The following is an 18,485-nucleotide window of genomic DNA, read 5'->3' on the forward strand; positions in this document are numbered from 1 at the left end:
TATTTTAATTAGTAAAACCTACTCCTAAACTTAATTTTTATTTTTTCCTCATCTTCACAAACAAGATCTTTAAAAGCTATCAAACCATTTTTACATACAACTATAGGATAATCATCATAAAATATTATTTTACCTATATGTCTAGCTCTATTTTCTATATATACATCCTCTACTAACTCAGCATTGATAACTTTTATAATCTTATTATCTAAATATGTTTTTGCATTACAGTATGGATAACCAACAGCATCAACAAATCTTTTTATTTGAGTAGAAGGCCATGACCAATCAATAAAATAATCTTCATCATCAAGCCAAAGACTATAGGTGGATTTACTCTCATCTTGCTTTATAGATATTAAAGTTTCATTATTTTTAATAGATGTAAATACCTCTTCAACAAGTTCATAATAAAGCGGCTCCACCCGCCTTATCACCTCACTAATTTTTACAGGGTATTTTATATCAAATTTTTTTTGAGCTATAATATCTCCCTTATCATACTCACTATTAGCAAATAGAGCCGTTACTCCGCTTTGACTCTCATTGTTTACTAAGCAGTTTACAAGAGGTGCAAACCCCCTATATTTTGGAAGTAAAGAATCATGGAACACTATCAGATTTCTATCATTTCTAATAATCCATCTCCAACCAATTGCAAACTTATATCCAGCAAAACTACTTTCTAAAAACTCATAATCATCAGATTTGTCATGAAAAGTTATGTCATTAGCTTTAACGAGACTCTCAATTTCTTGAAAAAAATCGTGCTGTATACTTTTATCTTTACCGGATATCACAAACTCTACGCTTTGAGCACCGAACCTATTAATAAATTTTTCTAAAGTATAATACCCTTTAGAGTTCATAACATAAAATGCAACTTTATTATTCAATCGGATAACCTCTTGTGAGACATATTCGTATAATTATATTATAAATAAAACTCAATAGTTTCTTTAAACATCTTCTCAAAATCCTGAGAAGGCTTCCAACCTAACTCATTCTGGATTTTACTATTGTCTATAGCATATCTCCAGTCATGACCTTTTCTATCCTCTACAAATGATATTAGTCTACTATGTGGAGCATGCTCAGGCATATACTTATCCATTATTTTACAAACAGTATTTATAAGTGTCAAATTATCAACCTCATTAATTCCACCTATATTATAAACCTCCCCTATAATACCTTTTTCAACTACTGTTTGTATAGCATCACAATGATCTACTACATATAACCAATCACGAATATTTGAACCATCTCCATATACCGGAATAGGCTTTTGGTTAATACAGCTATTAATCACAACTGGTATTAACTTCTCAGGATGTTGATATGGTCCATAGTTATTTGAACAATTTGAAATAGTTATAGGTAATTTATAAGTATGATAGTATGCCCTAACTATATGATCAGAACCAGCCTTAGAGGCTGAGTATGGAGAGTTTGGCTCATATGCTTTCTCTTCAGTAAATGCAGGATCATCTTTTAATAATGTGCCATACACTTCATCTGTGGATACATGATGGAACTTGCAACTAGTTTCATCGAAACCTAATTCATCTAACCAATACTTTTTAGCACAGTCTAAAAGAGTAAATGTTCCAATCACATTGGTTTCTAAAAATATTTTAGGATTGGCAATAGAATTATCAACATGGGATTCTGCAGCAAAATGTACTATCGTATCAATCTTATGTTCTTTTAGCGCTTGATATACTAAAACTTCATCACAGATATCACCTTTTATAAAAGTATGATTATGTTCGTTATTCAAGTCTTTTAGATTATCTAAACTACCTGCATAAGTAAGCTTATCAAATGAGATTATTTTAATATTACTATGGCGCGATAGCATCATGCGTACATAGTTACTACCTATAAAACCTGCTGCACCGGTTACTAATATATTTTTTGCTTTATATTCCATCATTCACAATTCTCTTCAAATATTGACCATATTCTGTTTTCGATAATTTCTTTGCTTGTTTTAAAACCTGCTCAGATGTTATAAAACCTTTACGCCAAGCTATTTCTTCTAAACATGCTATTTTTAGACCTTGTCTTTTTTCAATAGTTTCCACGTATTGACCTGATTCTAGCAGTGAATCGTGTGTACCAGCATCAAGCCAAGCGAATCCTCTTCCTAAAAGTTCAACATTTAGTTTATTCTTTTGTAGATAAAGTTCATTAAGTGATGTAATCTCAAGCTCTCCTCGAGCAGATGGCTTAACTTGTTTTGCCATCTCAACAACATTATTATCATAAAAATATAGCCCTGTTATAGCATAATTTGATTTAGGATGCTGGGGTTTTTCTTCCACTGAGATAACATTTCTTTGCTTATCAAACTCAACGATACCATACCTATGAGGATCTTTAACATAATATCCAAAAACACAAGCTCCACCATCAGCCTGTTCACACTGTATTCTAGCAGATTCAAGCATAGAACTCATACCATGACCATAATATATATTATCACCTAATATCAAACAAACAGATCCCCTCTCTAAAAACTCTTCGCCCAAGATAAATGCTTGAGCAAGTCCATCTGGAGATGGCTGGATTTTGTAACTAAGTTCTATACCAAGCTGTGAGCCATCACCAAGTAATTCGCGAATGAGTGGCAAATCTCTCTCGGTTGATATAATTAAAATTTCTTTAATACCTGCAAGCATTAGCACCGATAATGGGTAATATAACAAAGGTTTGTCATACACCGGCAAAAGTTGTTTACTGACTCCTAATGTAAGTGGATATAATCTAGTTCCACTCCCGCCTGCTAAAATTATTCCTTTCATTACATTTTCCCATCTAAATACTTTCCTGTCTCTTTATGGCCAAAATCAGGGATCAATTTATAGAATTCTTCGACTATATCTTGCTTTGTCCATGATAAATTTTGCTTTAAAGAGTTTATACATTTTTCAAATGCAACTAATTTTTCAATATTAAAGTCAGCTTGGTTTTTAATAACACCAAAATTATTATATCTTTCCATATCTAAGACTTCATTATTTGTAAAAAATTCTTCGAAGTCTTTTTCGCCTGTTGTATCACTTTGTGTAAACAAACATGGCCACTTACCTTGAGATGGTAAATTATTGATTAACTTTCTTGCTTCATCCTCTGACTCACACAAGTGCGGTTCATATCCTAAATCTTTTAAATATTTCACTGCAATATCAGCAAAAGATATAAGATGCAGATTCTCACTCAACTTTGGAAAAAACACATCTCTATTCTCACCAAAAATACAAGACATTAAGCATAATTCACCACTTTCTTTAGGTGTAACAAAATATCTTTTAATATCATTAGGTGCTACAATAGGCTGTTTTTTTTGAATTCTTTGATTAAACCCATGAAGCAGACTTCCATCACTAAATGCCACATTTGCAAATCTCGCCATGGATATATCTATTTCACGGGAATTTTTATGCGCAAACATCTCCATAATCCGCTTACTGGCCCCCATCATATTAACAGGATTAGCGGCTTTATCTGTGCTCACACAAAAATATTTTTTTACTCCATTTTCTATAGACTGCTTTATAGTTTTATCAGTGTTAAAAATATTCGTTTCAATCATTCTCATTAAAGTAAATGGATCTTTTTCACTTCTAACGTGTTTTAGTGCTGATAAATTCAATACATAGTCATACTCACCATCATTCTTTATAAAAGCATCATACTCAAGGCTCCCAATATCTAATGCAAAAGTCTTAAAATCCCCATCTATATAACCATGTGAACTTCTTATATCCCTTACTAGCTCTACCATATTGTTTTCTGAGATATCTACTACATGGAGCTTTTTAGGATTTCGCTTAAAGATTTCTTTAGTAACAGCCTGCCCAATAGAGCCTGCTGCTCCTAAAACCAAAAACCTTGAGGACGAAACTTCATCAGATAGTTTCTTTTCATTTTTTGTTACATCTGCTATAAATAATTCTTGTGTTCTTCCAATCAAGTTTAATATATTTATCATTTACTGCCCCAAAAGCTTAAAAATTATAGTTTAAATATGAAACAATTATTTTTAACACCTTATCAGAAACATTTGGCATAGAGTAGTCAGCCACAAGTCTCCTTCTATCATCGATCTCTTCATTCAATACTGTTAGAGCTTGTAATATTCTATCTTTTTTTAATCCCACCATCATGACTGTACCTTCTTCGACTGCCTCAGGCCTTTCATGTGAGTATCTTATATTTAAAGCCTTAAACCCTAGTATTGAACTTTCTTCACTAATAGTTCCACTATCACTAAGCACTACTTTTGAATCTAACTGAAGTTTATTATAGTCAATAAAACCTAGAGGTTTTAATATTTTAATCAATGGGTTTAACTCTATCTTTTCAGCATCTAAAACATTCTTTGTTCTAGGGTGTGTACTTACAATAATTGGTAGATTATATATTTCAGCAATACTATTTAAAGATTCAAACAGGTCTAAAAAATGCTCTTTATGACTTACATTTTCTTCTCTGTGAGCAGAAACGACAAAATATTCGTTCTTTATCAAACCTAGTTTTTCACATATTTTTGACTTATTTATATCATCTTTTTTATTTTGTAAAACCTCAAACATTGGGCTGCCTGTCTTTATAATTCTTTGTCCAGGAAAACCTTCTCTTAAAAGATATTCTCTAGCAATATCGCTATAAGGCAGATTTATATCTGATATGTGATCAACTATTTTCCTATTTATTTCTTCTGGGACTCTTTTATCATAACACCTATTACCAGCCTCCATATGGAAGACACTAATACCTTTTCTTTTTGCTGCAATAGCTGATAAACAACTATTTGTATCTCCCAAAACCAGCAATGCTTCTGGTTTCTCATTATCAAGAACTTCATCTATTTTAATAAAAATATTTCCTATAGTTTCCATTGGCTTACTATTATTAACTGAATTAAGGAAGTAATCAGGCTTCCTTAAGCCAAAGTCCTCGAAAAATACTTGATTCAATTCATAGTCATGGTTCTGACCTGTATGGACTAGTATATGTTCAATAGCTGAACTTTGATCTAGTTTTAAAATAGTTGCTGATAAACGAATAATTTCTGGTCTTGTACCAACTACAGTCATTACTTTTAATTTTTTCATAAATTACTACACCTTCAAAAAATACGTGTCTGGATTATTTTTATCAAAATATTCATTAGCCCACATAATAGTTACCATATCAGTATCACCAAGATTCTCAATATTATGCGTATAACCAGTGGGAATATCAACTACCTCAAGTTTATCAGATGATAGATAATACTCTATAATTTCTTGACTATATATATTTCTAAACCTCACCACACCTTTTCCAGAAACTACCAAAAACTTTTCATTTTTAGTATGGTGCCAATGTTGACCTTTAGTAATTCCTGATTTGGATATATTAACAGAAACTTGACCTTTCTCATCCAATCTAAGAAATTCAGTAAATGAGCCTCTATCATCTACATTCATCTTTAAAGGATATGAAAAATGATCTTTGGGTAAAAAACTTAGATACGTGCTATAGAGTTTTTTTGTAAACTCATCAAACATATTTACAATTTCTAGAGTCTGTCTAGATGATTTGAATCTATATATTAACTCAGCTATTTTACCTAAAGTTACTTCATAGCTTTTGGAAACATTTTTATAACCACTATTTTGATTATTATGTTCTTTCAGTAGCTTAATAAAATCTTTTATTAAGTCATCTATATAAACTAAATTTAATATAGCATCTTTATCGTTAATATTTATAGGTATATCCCTAGCGATATTATGACAAAATGTAGCTACTACAGTATTATAATTAGGTTTACTCCACTTACCAAAGACATTAGGTAGTCTAAAAATAAAAATCTTATTTAACGAGGCAAGAGCAGTCTCTTCAGCTAATCTTTTACTTACACCATAATCATTATCTTTATTAGCTTGTATCGAAGATGATAAAACTACTGGTGAACTATTACCATTTTTCGCTAATAAATCAAATAGTTCCTGTGTTAATTGAGTATTTACCTGTCTAAATTCATCATTATTAACTGGCCTATTAGAACCTGCTAAATGAAAAACAAAATCACAATTTTTGGTATAGAGATCTAGCTCTTCAGCATCTGACTCTCTAGTGTATTTATAAAGCTGATAATCTAAATTTTCTAATTCGGCACACAGATTTTTGCCTACAAAACCATTAGCTCCTGTTACTAAAACTTTCATACTAGTATCCTATTTTCTCTAAAAGCTTCTTCATCGATTCGACATCTAGCCTATTAGTATTATGCGAGTGATAATCCTCAGCTTTAGCAATAGTACTTTCACCATCCGAAAAGTATTTGCTATAATTAAGATCTCTATCATCTGCCGCTATCCTATAGTATTGTCCCATGTCCTCAGCTCTAGACATTTCTTCTTTTGTAACTAGCACTTCGTATAGCTTCTCACCATGCCTAAATCCGATAATATCTATACCTATTTTTTTATTCTTCTTCTGCATAATTGCTTCAGCTAGTGTTTGGATAGTAGCCGCCGGCGCTTTTTGGATAAACAAGTCGCCTTGGTTTGCATTTCTAAATGCAAATAACACCAAATCAACTGCATCTTCTAATGTCATCATAAATCTAGTCATATTAGGATCTGTAATAGTAAGATTTTTACCTTCATCTATAAGCTTAGAAAATAATGGAATTACAGAACCCCTGCTAGCCATTACATTACCATATCTTGTAATTGATATCTTGGTTTCATGATTAGATAAATTTCTGCTTTTTGCTACTGCTACTTTTTCCATCATTGCTTTTGAAATCCCCATAGCATTTATAGGATAGGCAGCTTTATCTGTACTTAGGCAAACAACACTCTTTACATTATAAAATATAGCTGAATCTAATACATTCTCAGTACCAAGAACATTAGTATTAACAGCCTCCATTGGAAAAAACTCACAAGATGGGACTTGCTTAAGAGCCGCCGCATGAAAGACATAATCTACTCCCTTCATTGCTGTGTCAACACTCTTTCTATCTCTTACATTACCTATATAGAATTTCAGCTTATCTGAATTATACTTCTTTCGCATATCATCTTGTTTTTTTTCATCGCGCGAAAATATACGTATTTCTTTAATACCACTATCTAAAAATCTATTCGCTACAGTTTCGCCAAATGATCCTGTACCTCCTGTTATTAAAAGAACTTTATCTTTAAAATCATTTAAACAAGTCATCCAACTCTTCCATTAGTTTATTTTTGTTAAAATATTTCTGTGAAAACTCTATAGCATTTTGAGACATGCTGGCTATTTCAGACTCTGGCATAGCTTTCATTTTTAATATATTATCATATAATGATATCCAGTCTCCCGAGTCACTTGATAAACCACATTTTGCTTCAGTAATTATTTCTTGAACTTCTCCATCTGCTGATACCAATATCGGTTTACCACAAGCCAAACACGACTGTGTTTTAGCAGGAATTGTCATTGAAAATATCTCTGACTTAGTCAAACATATTAATGAAGCATCTACTTCATACATAAAATACTTGATATTTTGTGGAAGCTGCGACTCAATAAACACAAAATAGCTATCAATATTATTTTGAGCAACATTATTCTGTAATTGATGCTTATATCGGCCATTTCCAACTACATAAAACTTCACATCTCTTACATTACTCTCTTTAAGCTTTAATGCGACTTTAACAAGTATATCTAACCCTTGTGCTTCACCTACATTCCCAGCAAAAAGCACCTTAAAACTACCATCATCTTTAAAATATTTATTATAAACTTGCTCATCTCTTAATTTAGCTTCCTCATAAAAACTCTCAGCATATTGTGGCCAAAACATTATTTTATGCTCGTATGAATTATTTCGAGATACTATTTTACCCATAAAACCTCTTGATGAAGTTAAAATCATATTGCAATTTTTATAAATATAATCAACCATCTTATTAAGTCTAGTTAGGATAAATTTATTTTTTAACCCAAGAACAACTTCAACACTTTCTGGCCATAAATCTGTTACATAAATATAACAAGGAATATGATTTTTCTTAGCTATCTTAATAGCTGGCAAAGCCTGAGTCATTGGTGAAACTTCATATATAAATATATAATCTAGCTTTAATTTGGAAAAAAATGACCAAACATAACCAGAAATCACAAATGATATATAATTCAATGCTAAAAGTAGCTTACTATTTTTTCTTGGAATTATAGGAATTCTAATTATATTAACTCCACCATAATTTTCTTTTCTTTTACTAAAATAACCATATCCTTTGAAAAAATTCCCTGAAGGATAGTTTGGTATACCTGTTAGTACTGTGACTTCATATCCCCTATTATATAGCTCAACCGCTAAATCATTGACCCTAAAATTCTCAGGATAAAAATATTGGCTAACTATTAATATATGCTTCTTCATAATTTATATGTCAAATTCCCAAAAACTTTATTTACAAAATCTACTTTTTTAGCAATTAATCTTATAATTGGGTTAAATAAGACTGTTAGATAAGTGTTCTTAGATAAAATGTTTTTTCTGTAATCCCTGATAAATTTTGATGTACAAAAATACTCGCTATCTTGAGGTAAAAAAATTCCATTTTTACTTTGGATAATTATTTCAGCAATCTCTTTAGATAAGTTTTCTATTGATATAACGCTTCTTTGATTTTTTATATCTGGGAAAATAAAAGCATACTTTGCCAGTTTAACCAACTTTGGATAGTTACCTTTTGAGCCTTCTCCATATACCATGGGTGGTCTAATTATAGCAATACTAAAGTCGTCACTAATCAATGTATTTAGTTTAATTTCAGCTTGTAACTTACTATCCCCATAAAAGTCGTCTGGTTTAGGTTCAGTATCTTTAGTTATAACTTTTTGCTGACCTATCTGTGCACTATCGCCATAAACTATAATACTACTTAAAAACACAAACTGTCTAACACCCTGATCTTTAGCTTGTTTTGCTAGATTATAAGTTAGTTGCGTGTTTATTCTATAGTATTTTTCTTTTAGTTTAGGATCTTTTGAAGTATGGGCGATTCCTGCCACATGTAATATACAATCATACTTTAAAAAATTTAAACTTTTCCAATTATCATTTTTTAAAGAAATCTTATTAATTTCAAAATCACTTACACAGTATTCAGCAAAAGAATTACCAATATAACTATTTAGGCCTGTAATTAAGATCTTCTTTTTCATTTTTGATTCTCTTTTTTCTCTATTGAACCTGTGCCACCCTCAACCACACCTTTTCTAGCAAAAACAGAAAATACTGTTAGAAAAATACATTTCAAGTCAAACCATGTGCTTTTATTTTTGACATAGTCTCCATCAAACTTAGCTTTATTAGTTATTGGCAATTCATCACGGCCATTTATTTGAGCCCAACCGGTTAATCCCACGGGTACATTATTTGCTCCATATTTATCACGCTCAATAATTAAATCATCTTGATTCCACAATGCTGGTCGTGGACCTACTATACTCATTTCACCTTTTAGAATATTTATGATTTGTGGTAACTCATCTAGAGATGTTTTTCTTAAAAATGCCCCTATCTTAGTTATACACTTAGATGGATCTTGTAATAAGTGCGTTGGCATATCTTTTGGAGTATCTACATACATAGTTCTAAATTTATATATATAAAAAAATTGTTTATCTTTACCATAACGCTTTTGCTTAAAAAATATAGGCCCTTTTGAATCTTTCTTTATCATAAAAATAATAATTAGAAAAAATGGGATCAACAATACTATCCCGACAAAAGAAAGTAAGATGTCAAGTAGTCTTTTAAAAATCTTGTAAAACATAATCTTTACCGATTTAACCTATGCTCAAACTCTGGAACAATCTTTTTTAAAATTCTAATTTTATCACTATTTACTAGTAGTGAATTAATATCTTTAATTAGCTCATTAATATCATAAAATGTCTTTTTACCAACGAAGATATCTTTATAATCAGTACTAGTATCACCCTCCTCTATCAAAAGCTCTTCATAAAGCTTCTCTCCTTGGCGTAGACCAATTACCTTGATAGCAATATCATCTCGACCAGAGAGTTTGATAAATTGCTTAGCAAGATCAAGTATCTTAACAGGCTTACCCATATCCAAAACAAAGACTTCCGAATTTTTTGCTATTGCACCTGCTTGTAATACAAGCTCACAAGCTTCTGGAATTAACATAAAATATCTCGTAATCTCTGGATGCGTAACAGTAAGAGGCCCACCTTTTCTAATTTGCTCTTCAAATTTAGGGATCACGCTTCCACTACTTCCTAGAACATTCCCAAATCTAACCGCTGCTAGCTTAGTCTTTCTAGGATCGATATTCTGCAAATATAACTCACAAATACGCTTTGTTGCTCCCATAACGTTAGTTGGGCGCACAGCCTTATCTGTAGAAATAAGAATAAAAGACTCAGCACCATACTCAATTGCTAAATCTATAGCATTTATTGTACCTACAATATTATTTACTATTGCTTTATCAATATTACCCTCAACTAATGGGACATGTTTATAAGCTGCTGCATGAAAGATGATATCTGGCGCATATTGTTTATAAACCCCTTCTAAATCACTTTTATCACTAACTGAACAAAGTACACTCTTAATATTATATTCTTCATATTCATCAGCAATTTTATATAAATTAAATTCACTGTGATCTAGAAGTACTATTTGTTTAGCCTCGAACTTAATACATTGCCTAACAATCTCTGAACCTATACTACCACCTGCTCCAGTAACTAAAATAACTTTATCTTTTATAAAATTCAAGATATTCTTCTTATCCAAACTCTTAGAATCTCTCGATAAAAGATCATATAGAGAAACTGGTTTTAGCTGAGATAAAAAGCTTTCATCTCGTAATATATTTTCAAGAGAGGGCATGATCTTAACTTGAGAGAAACCATCCTGAAATTCATCAAAAATTTCTTTAATAACTTTTTTAGATTCTCTTGGAAGAGCTATAACAAGTAAATCAAAATTTTTAGATAAAAGCTCTTTTTTCAACCTTTCTCTAGATATTATTTTTGTAGAACCTATTGTTCTCTTTTGCAAATGCACATCGTCATCAACAAAATACTTAACTCTATATTCAGTATTTATAAATTCCAATCCTATTTTAGTTCCAGCAACTCCAGCTCCATAGATAACTGCTAACTTAGTTTTAGATACATGACTTCTATTTATAAAGTAATAATAACTATAAACACTAAAATTTAAAGCAAGTAAATAGAAAAGAAATTCAGAAAATATTAATGCAAATGGAACCTTACCATAAAAACTTAAAGCGACAATACAAAAAACAGGAAAGTTAACAAAAATTTTTCTTAAAAAAGTTTTTTGTGTTGATTTTGACCAACTTGCTGAATAATCACGCAATAAAAAAAATGATGTCATACATCTCAAAAAAATAATAGTTAATAGAAAATATAAATCATATTTCCAATTAAATATAAAAAAACTCCAAGAGACTGTAACTATTGTTAAAAAAATAATTACAGCAAAGTTTAGAAATCTTTTATCAAACTTATTAAGTAAAAACACTATGAGTCACAAGAAAAGAATTTTTCATATTATAACAAAAATTAACTCTCTAAACTAGAACATCTCAAATACCCATTTATTTTTTTATATGACACTGACTCTATAGTTTTCACACTCTGCAAATACCATGAAACCCATAGTTCTTTAATTAAAAAATGTGCTCTCAACACACTCTCTGATTGCTTATCTAAATATTTACTAGTCTTAACATTTATTAGCCTATTCTCTAAAGCTTCTATTTCAATTCTATAAGCTCTATCTCTTTGCAAATTTTGCTGTGCTTTTTCTAATCTATTATCTAATGCTTGAATATAATATTTATATCTTTCTAAATACATAAATGGATAACTCAAATAATTACCTTCAAATAATTTGTCTAACTCTTTTTTTACATCTGAATACAGCTCTATAAAATTTAAGGGTATTTTTCTTTCAGATAGCTTATTATCAAGTTGATGCTTATATTTAAAAATATCAACAACTAAACTCTCAACTTTTTTTCTATTCTGCTCAAAACTTTTTAATCCCTGGTCATAAAAAACCTCAAAATCTTCTTTGGCATATGGAATATTTTCATCTTCAAAAAAGCTCAATTCTATAGCTTTATCAATAACAATATTTTTTGAGTCATTTAATTTCATAGATGTTGATAGGCTAGCCAAATCATTTTGCTTTATTCTATTATCTAATGACTTACTTAATCTTAATTTTACAATTTTAGCCAAAGCTTTTTTCATAGTAAATAATGCTTCGCTTTCTGAAGCCTTATAAGATAGTTTTATACCATCTTTATACTCTTCAAGACAATTATATACCTCTACATTAATACCATATTCTTTGATTTGTTGAACTCTATCTATACTTCCAAAATCCCAGTCATAATAAGCCTTATCATCTTCTTTAGTTACAACTAGAGCAGCAAAGCTTTCAAACTTTTTCTTTAGTTCATTAATATCTTTACTTACAGCTAAAGTTTTCCCATCTTGATCAGCAACTTTAATATTTAGAATAAGATAATTTTCTATTTGCTCATCTTGCCAAACATCTTGATTAACTACAAAACCAACAATTCTAGTAATATGTTTAGCAATGATAGACTTTAATGGACTATATCTATCTTTTTCAAAATCCATTGACTCTAGAATAGCTTGCGCATAAGTTGGAACAGGCACACAAGCTTTTCGTATATTTTTAGGTAATGCTCTTAAGAGAGCAACTATCTTATCATATAAAAATCCATACACGCCCCACTCTAAAACAATAGGATCAATATCGCTTAAAAAAGCTACTGGTAACGTTAATGTAACACCATCTTTTTCAGACAAAGGATCAAAATTATACTCTAATGGCAAATGCATATTCCCAATATTAAAGGTGTTTGGGTATTTTTCTTGAGTGATATTGCTAGCATCATGTTGCATCAACGTTTGAACATCGAAGACAAACTTTTTTTGTTTGTCTTTACCTAATTCTTTAACCCATTTTTCAAAACCAATACCATCGCACACATCATTTGGAATAATCTTGTCATAATGTTTATACATTACATCTTCATCAACAAGGATATCTCTACGGCGAGATTTGCTTTCTAAATCTTCAACCTCTTGGACTAACTTAAGATTTTGATTAAAAAAATATGCACTTGAATCAAACTCCCCATTAACTAAAGCATCTCTAATAAATATTTCCCTAGCTTCTTCAGGATTAATTCTTCCATACTGAACTATTCTTTTAGAAACAATTTCCAGACCATATAAAGAAACTCTTTCATTAACTATTACTGACTTTCTTTTCTTACTCCATACTGGCTCATCATAATGCTTCTTAACAAGATGTTGTGCTAAATCCTCAATCCATTCAGGCTCAATTTTTGCCACATTTCTAGCATATATTTTTGTAGTCTCAACAATCTCAGAGTTTAGCATCCATTTTGGCTTTTTCTTAAACTGTGATGACCCAGGAAAAATAAAGAACTTTAATCCTCTAGCTCCTAGATATTCAACATTCTCATAGTTATAACCAATATTACCTATAAAACCACTAATTAAAGCTTTGTGGAAATTTTCATAGCTTAATTCCTTTGTAGAATTCAACTTCCATTTAAAACCATGTATTGTTTCTATAATTTGTCTATAAATATCATTCCACTCGTTAAATCTAACTGGCGATATAAAGTTTTTCCTAAAATATTCTTTTTTATCTTTATTTGACAAGTCTTTTAAATCTGTACTAAGCCTATTAGCCAAATTTAAAATAGTTATGAAATCTGAATTTTTATCATTATCTGCTGAATGTTTTATATCTGCTTTTTCTTGAAAGTTTAAAGGTCTCTCTCTTGGGTCTTGTATACTCAAGAAACTTGCTATTGATATAACTTCTTTCAAACAATTTTGTCTATATCCTTCAATTACTATTTTTGCTAACTTAGGATCCAAAGGCATTACTGCCATTTTTAAACCATCATCAGTAATTTCAGGATTAGAGTAATTTAGCTTTTTTATAGCCTGAAGCTCAAATAACAATCTATAACCATCTTTAATGAATTTAAAATCTGGCTTATCTATAAAAGGAAATTCATTTATATTCCCCAGCTTCAAAAATAACATTTGCAATATTACAGAAGCTAGATTTGTACGTAAAATCTCTGGATCTGTAAATTCTTTTCTTGATAAAAAATCTTCTTCACTATATAACCTTACACAAATACCTGCTGATAACCGCCCACAACGCCCTGCTCTTTGATTAGCACTCGCCTGAGATACTTTCTCTATAGGCAGTCTTTGAACTTTTGTACGATAGCTATATCGACTAACTCTAGCCAAGCCAGAATCAATAACATATTTTATTCTTGGTACAGTTAATGATGTTTCTGCAACATTTGTCGCCAAAATAATTCTTCTAGTAGAATCTTGCGGATTGAAAATTTTATTCTGATCCTTATTGGAAAGCCTTGAAAAAAGAGGTAAGACCTCTGTGAATCTAAGTTGTTGCTTATTTAAATAAGCAAGAGTCTCATGAATGTCTCTTTCAGTAGCTAAAAATACTAATATATCACCTCTTCCTAACTCATCTATTGCATACAAAATTCTCTCTTGTAAGGAAAAATCTAAAAATTCATCATCATCCTGATATCGTATCTCTACAGGATATGTTCTACCATATATAATAATGTCTTTAGCTCGATTAAAATAGCTTGTAAATTTCTGATGATCAATTGTTGCTGAAGTAATAATAACTTTTAGATCTAGTCTAAAAGGCAAAATCTTTTTTATACAACCAAGCAGGAAATCAATATTCAAACTTCTTTCATGAGCTTCATCGATAATTATTACCTCATATTGAGATAAGTACTTATCATTCTTTATTTCTGATAGAAGAACTCCATCTGTCATAACTTTTATAAGAGTTTCTTCTGATGTTTGATCTGAAAAACGAATCTTATATGAAACTTTTGATTGATCTCCTATTTCACTAGCTATTCTATTAGCAATAGATCTAGCTGCTAATCGTCTAGGTTGAGTATGTCCAATTAAGCCTCTTTTACCCAAACCTAAATCTAAACAAATTTTAGGTAACTGTGTAGATTTGCCAGATCCAGTTTCACCAGCCACTATAACAACCTGATTGTCTTGAATAAGCTTTTTTATATCTTCAACTTTTTCAGCAACTGGTAAATCAGGATAAGTTATTTTAGGAAGACTTCTATTTTGAATTTCTAAAGCTAAACTCTCTAACTCTCCTACTAATATAACTTTGTCAATATTCTTATTTTTTAAAAGAGAAATATATTTACGACGTAATTTAGTTGGAATTTTATTTAATAAAGAAATATACTGTTGATTCATTAGGGTTGTTTGATTACGATTTTCTATTTAAAAATTTTTCTCTTAAATAATCAACTCCCAATGCAGCAAATACAGAAAACAGGAATGATAAAACTAAAACAACCAATATATATTTCTTCTTACTTATTTTTGCATAATCTACAGAAGTTTGATTTACAACAAATTTTGCATTTTTAATATCCAGCTCTGCTTGAAGCCTCATACTCTCATATGTAATTAAATTATCTTTAAGCATTGTCATCGCTAAATCCACAACCTCAGAGCTGTGCTTTGATTTATACTGCTTAATCTTACTATCCAGAAGCTTTATATGCTGATTAGCTTCATTTAAAGAATTTACATATTTAGTAGTAGCTCTATTTAAAGAATCTGAACTATTAAAAAAATTAACAAAATTTTCTACTCGCTTATCTAACAAATCACGTTGGATGGGCTTATTTGATACATAAGTTAAATTAATAGAATAATAATCACCTGTTTTTGTGTCAACATTCAAATCCTTATCAGTAACATTATATTGGTCACTATTATAAATATTAATAATATCTCTAGAAAATAATATGAGCCGTCCATCATTATATATAGGTAACGAAACATTAGCAAAATAAGTGTAACCATTATAATTCTTCTTAGCCAACGCTATACCACCAACGATTAATGCAATCATAAGAGCAACTATAAAAACTAACTTATTTCGCCATAACTTACATAAAATGTCTTTTATAGAAATCTCAATGTATTCATCATTTTTAATATCTGACACAACTTTCCCTTATATTTTAGCCAAAATAGTATTTAAAGTTTTACTAGGACGCATTACTTTTGCTACAAGCTCCTTAGAGGGATAGTAATATCCACCAATATCAACAGACTTACCTTGAACGCCATTTAACTCATTAACTATTTTTTCTTCGTTAGCCGCAAGCTCTTTATAAATAGGAGAAAATTTAGTTTTTAATTCTTGATCATCACTTTGATTTGCTAAAGCTTTCGCCCAATATAAAGTTAAATAGAAATGACTACCTCTAGTATCAAGTTCACCAGCTTTACGAAGGGGAGATTTATCCTTGTCTAAAAATTCTCCATTAGCTTTATCTAAAGTCTCTGCTAATACTTTAATCTTCTTATCTCTAGTTTTAATAGCTAAATCATCTAATGATGCTCCTAATGCTAAAAACTCTCCTAAAGAATCCCATCTTAAATGATTCTCAGTTAGGAGTTGTTCAACATGCTTAGGCGCTGAACCACCAGCACCTGTTTCAAAAAGTCCGCCACCAGCAAGTAAAGGAACTATAGAAAGCATTTTTGCACTTGTCCCAAGCTCTAATATAGGGAAAAGATCTGTTAAATAATCCCTCAAAACGTTACCTGTTACTGAAATTGTATTTTTACCAGCTTTTACTCTTTTTAAAGAATATTTAGTAGCTTCAATCGGAGACAGTATTTCAATAATTAAGCCTGTTGTATCATGTAGAGTTAAATACTCATGTACTTTTGCTATTAAATTTCTATCATGCGCCCTTTTTGAATCTAGCCAGAATATAGCAGGATTTTGAGTAATTCTAGCTCTATTAACAGCTAATTTAACCCAATCTTTTACTGCTACATCTTTAGTCTGACATGCTCTCCAAACATCACCTTTTTCAACGTCGTGTTCAAGAATAATATTATTATCTGAATCTATAACTTGTACTTTTCCATCAGATTCTATTTCAAATGTTTTATCATGCGAACCATATTCTTCAGCTTTTTTAGCCATTAAGCCGACGTTTGAAACATCTCCCATAGTAGCCACATCAAAAGCACCATTTTCTTTACAAAAATCAATAGTTGCAGCATATACTCCAGCATAGCATCTATCTGGAATCATAGCCTTCATATCTTGAAGTTCGCCATCTTTATTCCACATCTTTCCTGAAGATCTAATCGCTGCAGGCATAGATGCATCAATAATCACATCACTAGGAACATTTAAGTTAGTAATGCCTTTATCAGAATTAACCATAGCGATATCAGGTTGCTTAGCAAAAACCTTTTCAATATCTGCATTTATTTTATCTTGAGTAGCTTTAGGCAATTGCTTTATTTTTTCAACCGCATCGCCCCATCCATTACGAGGATTAACGCCAAGCTGTTTAAATTCTTTTGCATATTTTTTAAATACATCTTCAAAGAAAATCTCTACTGCATGACCAAACAATATTGGATCAGAAATTTTCATCATTGTTGCTTTTAAATGCAATGAAAGTAGAGTTCCCTCTTTTTTAGCTTTTTCTATTTCAGTTTTATAAAACTCTCTTAATGCTTTTACAGAAATTTTAGTAGCATCAATAATTTCTTTTTCTTCTAACGCCAAACCAGCTTTTAATACAGTTTCTTTACCTTTTGGACAAGTATGAACTATTCTCACTGTTGTTGTCTTAGGAACTATATATGATTTCTCATTCGCATAAAAATCATCACTAGACATACTAGCTACATGAGATTTTGAATCTTTTGACCATTCTCCCATAGAGTGAGGATGTTTCTCTGCATAAGCTTTTACAGGTGCTGCAACACGGCGATCAGAGTTACCTTCTCTTAAAACTGGATTAACTGCACTACCTAAAATCTTTGCATAACGCGCTTTTATTCCTTTTTCTTCATCATTTTTTGCTTCTGCTGGATAGTTAGGGATTTTGTAACCTTTAGCTTGTAGTTCAGCAATAGCAGCTGTAAGTTGTGGTACTGAAGCACTAATATTTGGAAGTTTTATAATATTAACATCGGGAGTTTTTGCCAACTCTCCCAAGATTGCTAAATCATCTGAACATTTTTGCTCTTCTGTTAAATAATCAGAAAAAGTAGCCAATATTCTAGCTGCTAAAGATATATCTTTTGTTTCGACATTAATATCAGCAGTTTTTGCAAATGCTTCAACCACAGTTAGAAATGAGCCTGTTGCTAACGCTGGAGCTTCATCAGTTATTGTATAAAAAATTTTAGACATATAAACATCTCCTTGACTGTTAAAGGATAATTGAAAAATATTTTACTAACAAAATACTACC

General features: G+C 30.7%; 14 protein-coding genes. All 14 read right to left on the reverse strand.

Features of this window, described 5'->3' with window-relative positions; all coding sequences use genetic code 11:
* Nucleotides 1–8 precede the first annotated feature (8 nt).
* The 14 genes from KX01_RS08690 to KX01_RS08755 all read right to left on the reverse strand — a co-directional run bounded on the left by KX01_RS08690 (nt 9) and on the right by KX01_RS08755 (nt 18,424).
* Nucleotides 9–896: a formyltransferase family protein gene (locus tag KX01_RS08690; RefSeq protein ID WP_083578927.1), complete on the reverse strand. Its 888-nt coding sequence runs from the start codon at nt 894–896 to the stop codon at nt 9–11.
* Between the two features lie 38 nt (nt 897–934).
* Entirely contained in the window at nt 935–1,936 is a 1,002-nt protein-coding gene (gene rfbB / locus KX01_RS08695; protein WP_071664799.1) for a dTDP-glucose 4,6-dehydratase, read from the reverse strand.
* Complete coding sequence (rfbA, locus tag KX01_RS08700) at nt 1,926–2,810, reverse strand: glucose-1-phosphate thymidylyltransferase RfbA (RefSeq protein WP_071664610.1); 885 nt, start codon at nt 2,808–2,810, stop codon at nt 1,926–1,928. Before rfbA ends, rfbB begins: the two co-directional genes overlap by 11 nt.
* Nucleotides 2,810–4,000: a UDP-N-acetylglucosamine 4,6-dehydratase gene (locus KX01_RS08705; RefSeq protein ID WP_071664611.1), complete on the reverse strand. Its 1,191-nt coding sequence runs from the start codon at nt 3,998–4,000 to the stop codon at nt 2,810–2,812. Before KX01_RS08705 ends, rfbA begins: the two co-directional genes overlap by 1 nt.
* 16 nt (nt 4,001–4,016) lie before the next feature.
* Nucleotides 4,017–5,126 carry a non-hydrolyzing UDP-N-acetylglucosamine 2-epimerase gene (gene wecB, locus KX01_RS08710; RefSeq protein WP_071664612.1) on the reverse strand — a complete coding sequence of 370 codons (1,110 nt, stop codon included), beginning with the start codon at nt 5,124–5,126 and terminating at the stop codon, nt 4,017–4,019.
* A 6-nt stretch (nt 5,127–5,132) separates the two neighbouring features.
* A complete protein-coding gene (locus KX01_RS08715) occupies nt 5,133–6,227 on the reverse strand; it encodes a polysaccharide biosynthesis C-terminal domain-containing protein (RefSeq protein ID WP_071664613.1) in 1,095 nt (364 codons plus the stop codon).
* 1 nt (nt 6,228) lies between these two features.
* Nucleotides 6,229–7,233 (reverse strand): polysaccharide biosynthesis protein, encoded by a 1,005-nt coding sequence (locus tag KX01_RS08720; RefSeq protein ID WP_071664614.1) that lies wholly within the window; start codon nt 7,231–7,233, stop codon nt 6,229–6,231.
* Nucleotides 7,217–8,440, reverse strand: a complete 1,224-nt coding sequence (locus tag KX01_RS08725; RefSeq protein ID WP_071664615.1) for a glycosyltransferase family 4 protein — start codon at nt 8,438–8,440, stop codon at nt 7,217–7,219. The genes KX01_RS08720 and KX01_RS08725 overlap by 17 nt, the downstream gene beginning before the upstream one ends.
* Nucleotides 8,437–9,228, reverse strand: coding sequence for an NAD-dependent epimerase/dehydratase family protein (locus KX01_RS08730; RefSeq protein WP_071664616.1), 792 nt, complete (start codon nt 9,226–9,228; stop codon nt 8,437–8,439). The genes KX01_RS08725 and KX01_RS08730 overlap by 4 nt, the downstream gene beginning before the upstream one ends.
* On the reverse strand, nt 9,225–9,842 hold the full coding sequence (locus tag KX01_RS08735) for a sugar transferase (RefSeq protein ID WP_071664617.1): 618 nt from the start codon (nt 9,840–9,842) through the stop codon (nt 9,225–9,227). Before KX01_RS08735 ends, KX01_RS08730 begins: the two co-directional genes overlap by 4 nt.
* A 5-nt stretch (nt 9,843–9,847) precedes the next feature.
* Nucleotides 9,848–11,443: a polysaccharide biosynthesis protein gene (locus KX01_RS08740; protein WP_232223329.1), complete on the reverse strand. Its 1,596-nt coding sequence runs from the start codon at nt 11,441–11,443 to the stop codon at nt 9,848–9,850.
* A 188-nt stretch (nt 11,444–11,631) separates the two neighbouring features.
* Nucleotides 11,632–15,435 (reverse strand): ATP-dependent RNA helicase HrpA, encoded by a 3,804-nt coding sequence (gene hrpA, locus KX01_RS08745; protein ID WP_071664619.1) that lies wholly within the window; start codon nt 15,433–15,435, stop codon nt 11,632–11,634.
* Between the two features lie 13 nt (nt 15,436–15,448).
* Nucleotides 15,449–16,198, reverse strand: coding sequence for a GumC domain-containing protein (locus tag KX01_RS08750; RefSeq protein WP_071664620.1), 750 nt, complete (start codon nt 16,196–16,198; stop codon nt 15,449–15,451).
* 9 nt (nt 16,199–16,207) lie between these two features.
* The gene (locus tag KX01_RS08755) at nt 16,208–18,424 is read right to left on the reverse strand and encodes an NADP-dependent isocitrate dehydrogenase (RefSeq protein WP_071664621.1); all 2,217 of its coding nucleotides are present in this window, start codon (nt 18,422–18,424) and stop codon (nt 16,208–16,210) included.
* Between the last annotated feature and the right edge of the window lie 61 nt (nt 18,425–18,485).

The sequence above is a fragment of the Francisella frigiditurris genome, from assembly GCF_001880225.1.
Lineage (GTDB): Bacteria > Pseudomonadota > Gammaproteobacteria > Francisellales > Francisellaceae > Francisella > Francisella frigiditurris.

What these genes read in the sequence shown, in the direction of transcription:
- KX01_RS08705 (WP_071664611.1), bottom strand. Translation starts at nt 4,000, where the DNA reads ATGATAAATATATTAAACTTGATTGGAAGAACACAAGAATTATTTATA.
- KX01_RS08730 (WP_071664616.1), bottom strand. Translation starts at nt 9,228, where the DNA reads ATGAAAAAGAAGATCTTAATTACAGGCCTAAATAGTTATATTGGTAAT.
- KX01_RS08740 (WP_232223329.1), bottom strand. Translation starts at nt 11,443, where the DNA reads ATGACATCATTTTTTTTATTGCGTGATTATTCAGCAAGTTGGTCAAAA.
- KX01_RS08715 (WP_071664613.1), bottom strand. Translation starts at nt 6,227, where the DNA reads ATGAAAGTTTTAGTAACAGGAGCTAATGGTTTTGTAGGCAAAAATCTG.
- KX01_RS08735 (WP_071664617.1), bottom strand. Translation starts at nt 9,842, where the DNA reads ATGTTTTACAAGATTTTTAAAAGACTACTTGACATCTTACTTTCTTTT.
- rfbA (WP_071664610.1), bottom strand. Translation starts at nt 2,810, where the DNA reads ATGAAAGGAATAATTTTAGCAGGCGGGAGTGGAACTAGATTATATCCA.
- KX01_RS08755 (WP_071664621.1), bottom strand. Translation starts at nt 18,424, where the DNA reads ATGTCTAAAATTTTTTATACAATAACTGATGAAGCTCCAGCGTTAGCA.
- wecB (WP_071664612.1), bottom strand. Translation starts at nt 5,126, where the DNA reads ATGAAAAAATTAAAAGTAATGACTGTAGTTGGTACAAGACCAGAAATT.
- KX01_RS08720 (WP_071664614.1), bottom strand. Translation starts at nt 7,233, where the DNA reads ATGACTTGTTTAAATGATTTTAAAGATAAAGTTCTTTTAATAACAGGA.
- hrpA (WP_071664619.1), bottom strand. Translation starts at nt 15,435, where the DNA reads ATGAATCAACAGTATATTTCTTTATTAAATAAAATTCCAACTAAATTA.
- KX01_RS08725 (WP_071664615.1), bottom strand. Translation starts at nt 8,440, where the DNA reads ATGAAGAAGCATATATTAATAGTTAGCCAATATTTTTATCCTGAGAAT.
- rfbB (WP_071664799.1), bottom strand. Translation starts at nt 1,936, where the DNA reads ATGGAATATAAAGCAAAAAATATATTAGTAACCGGTGCAGCAGGTTTT.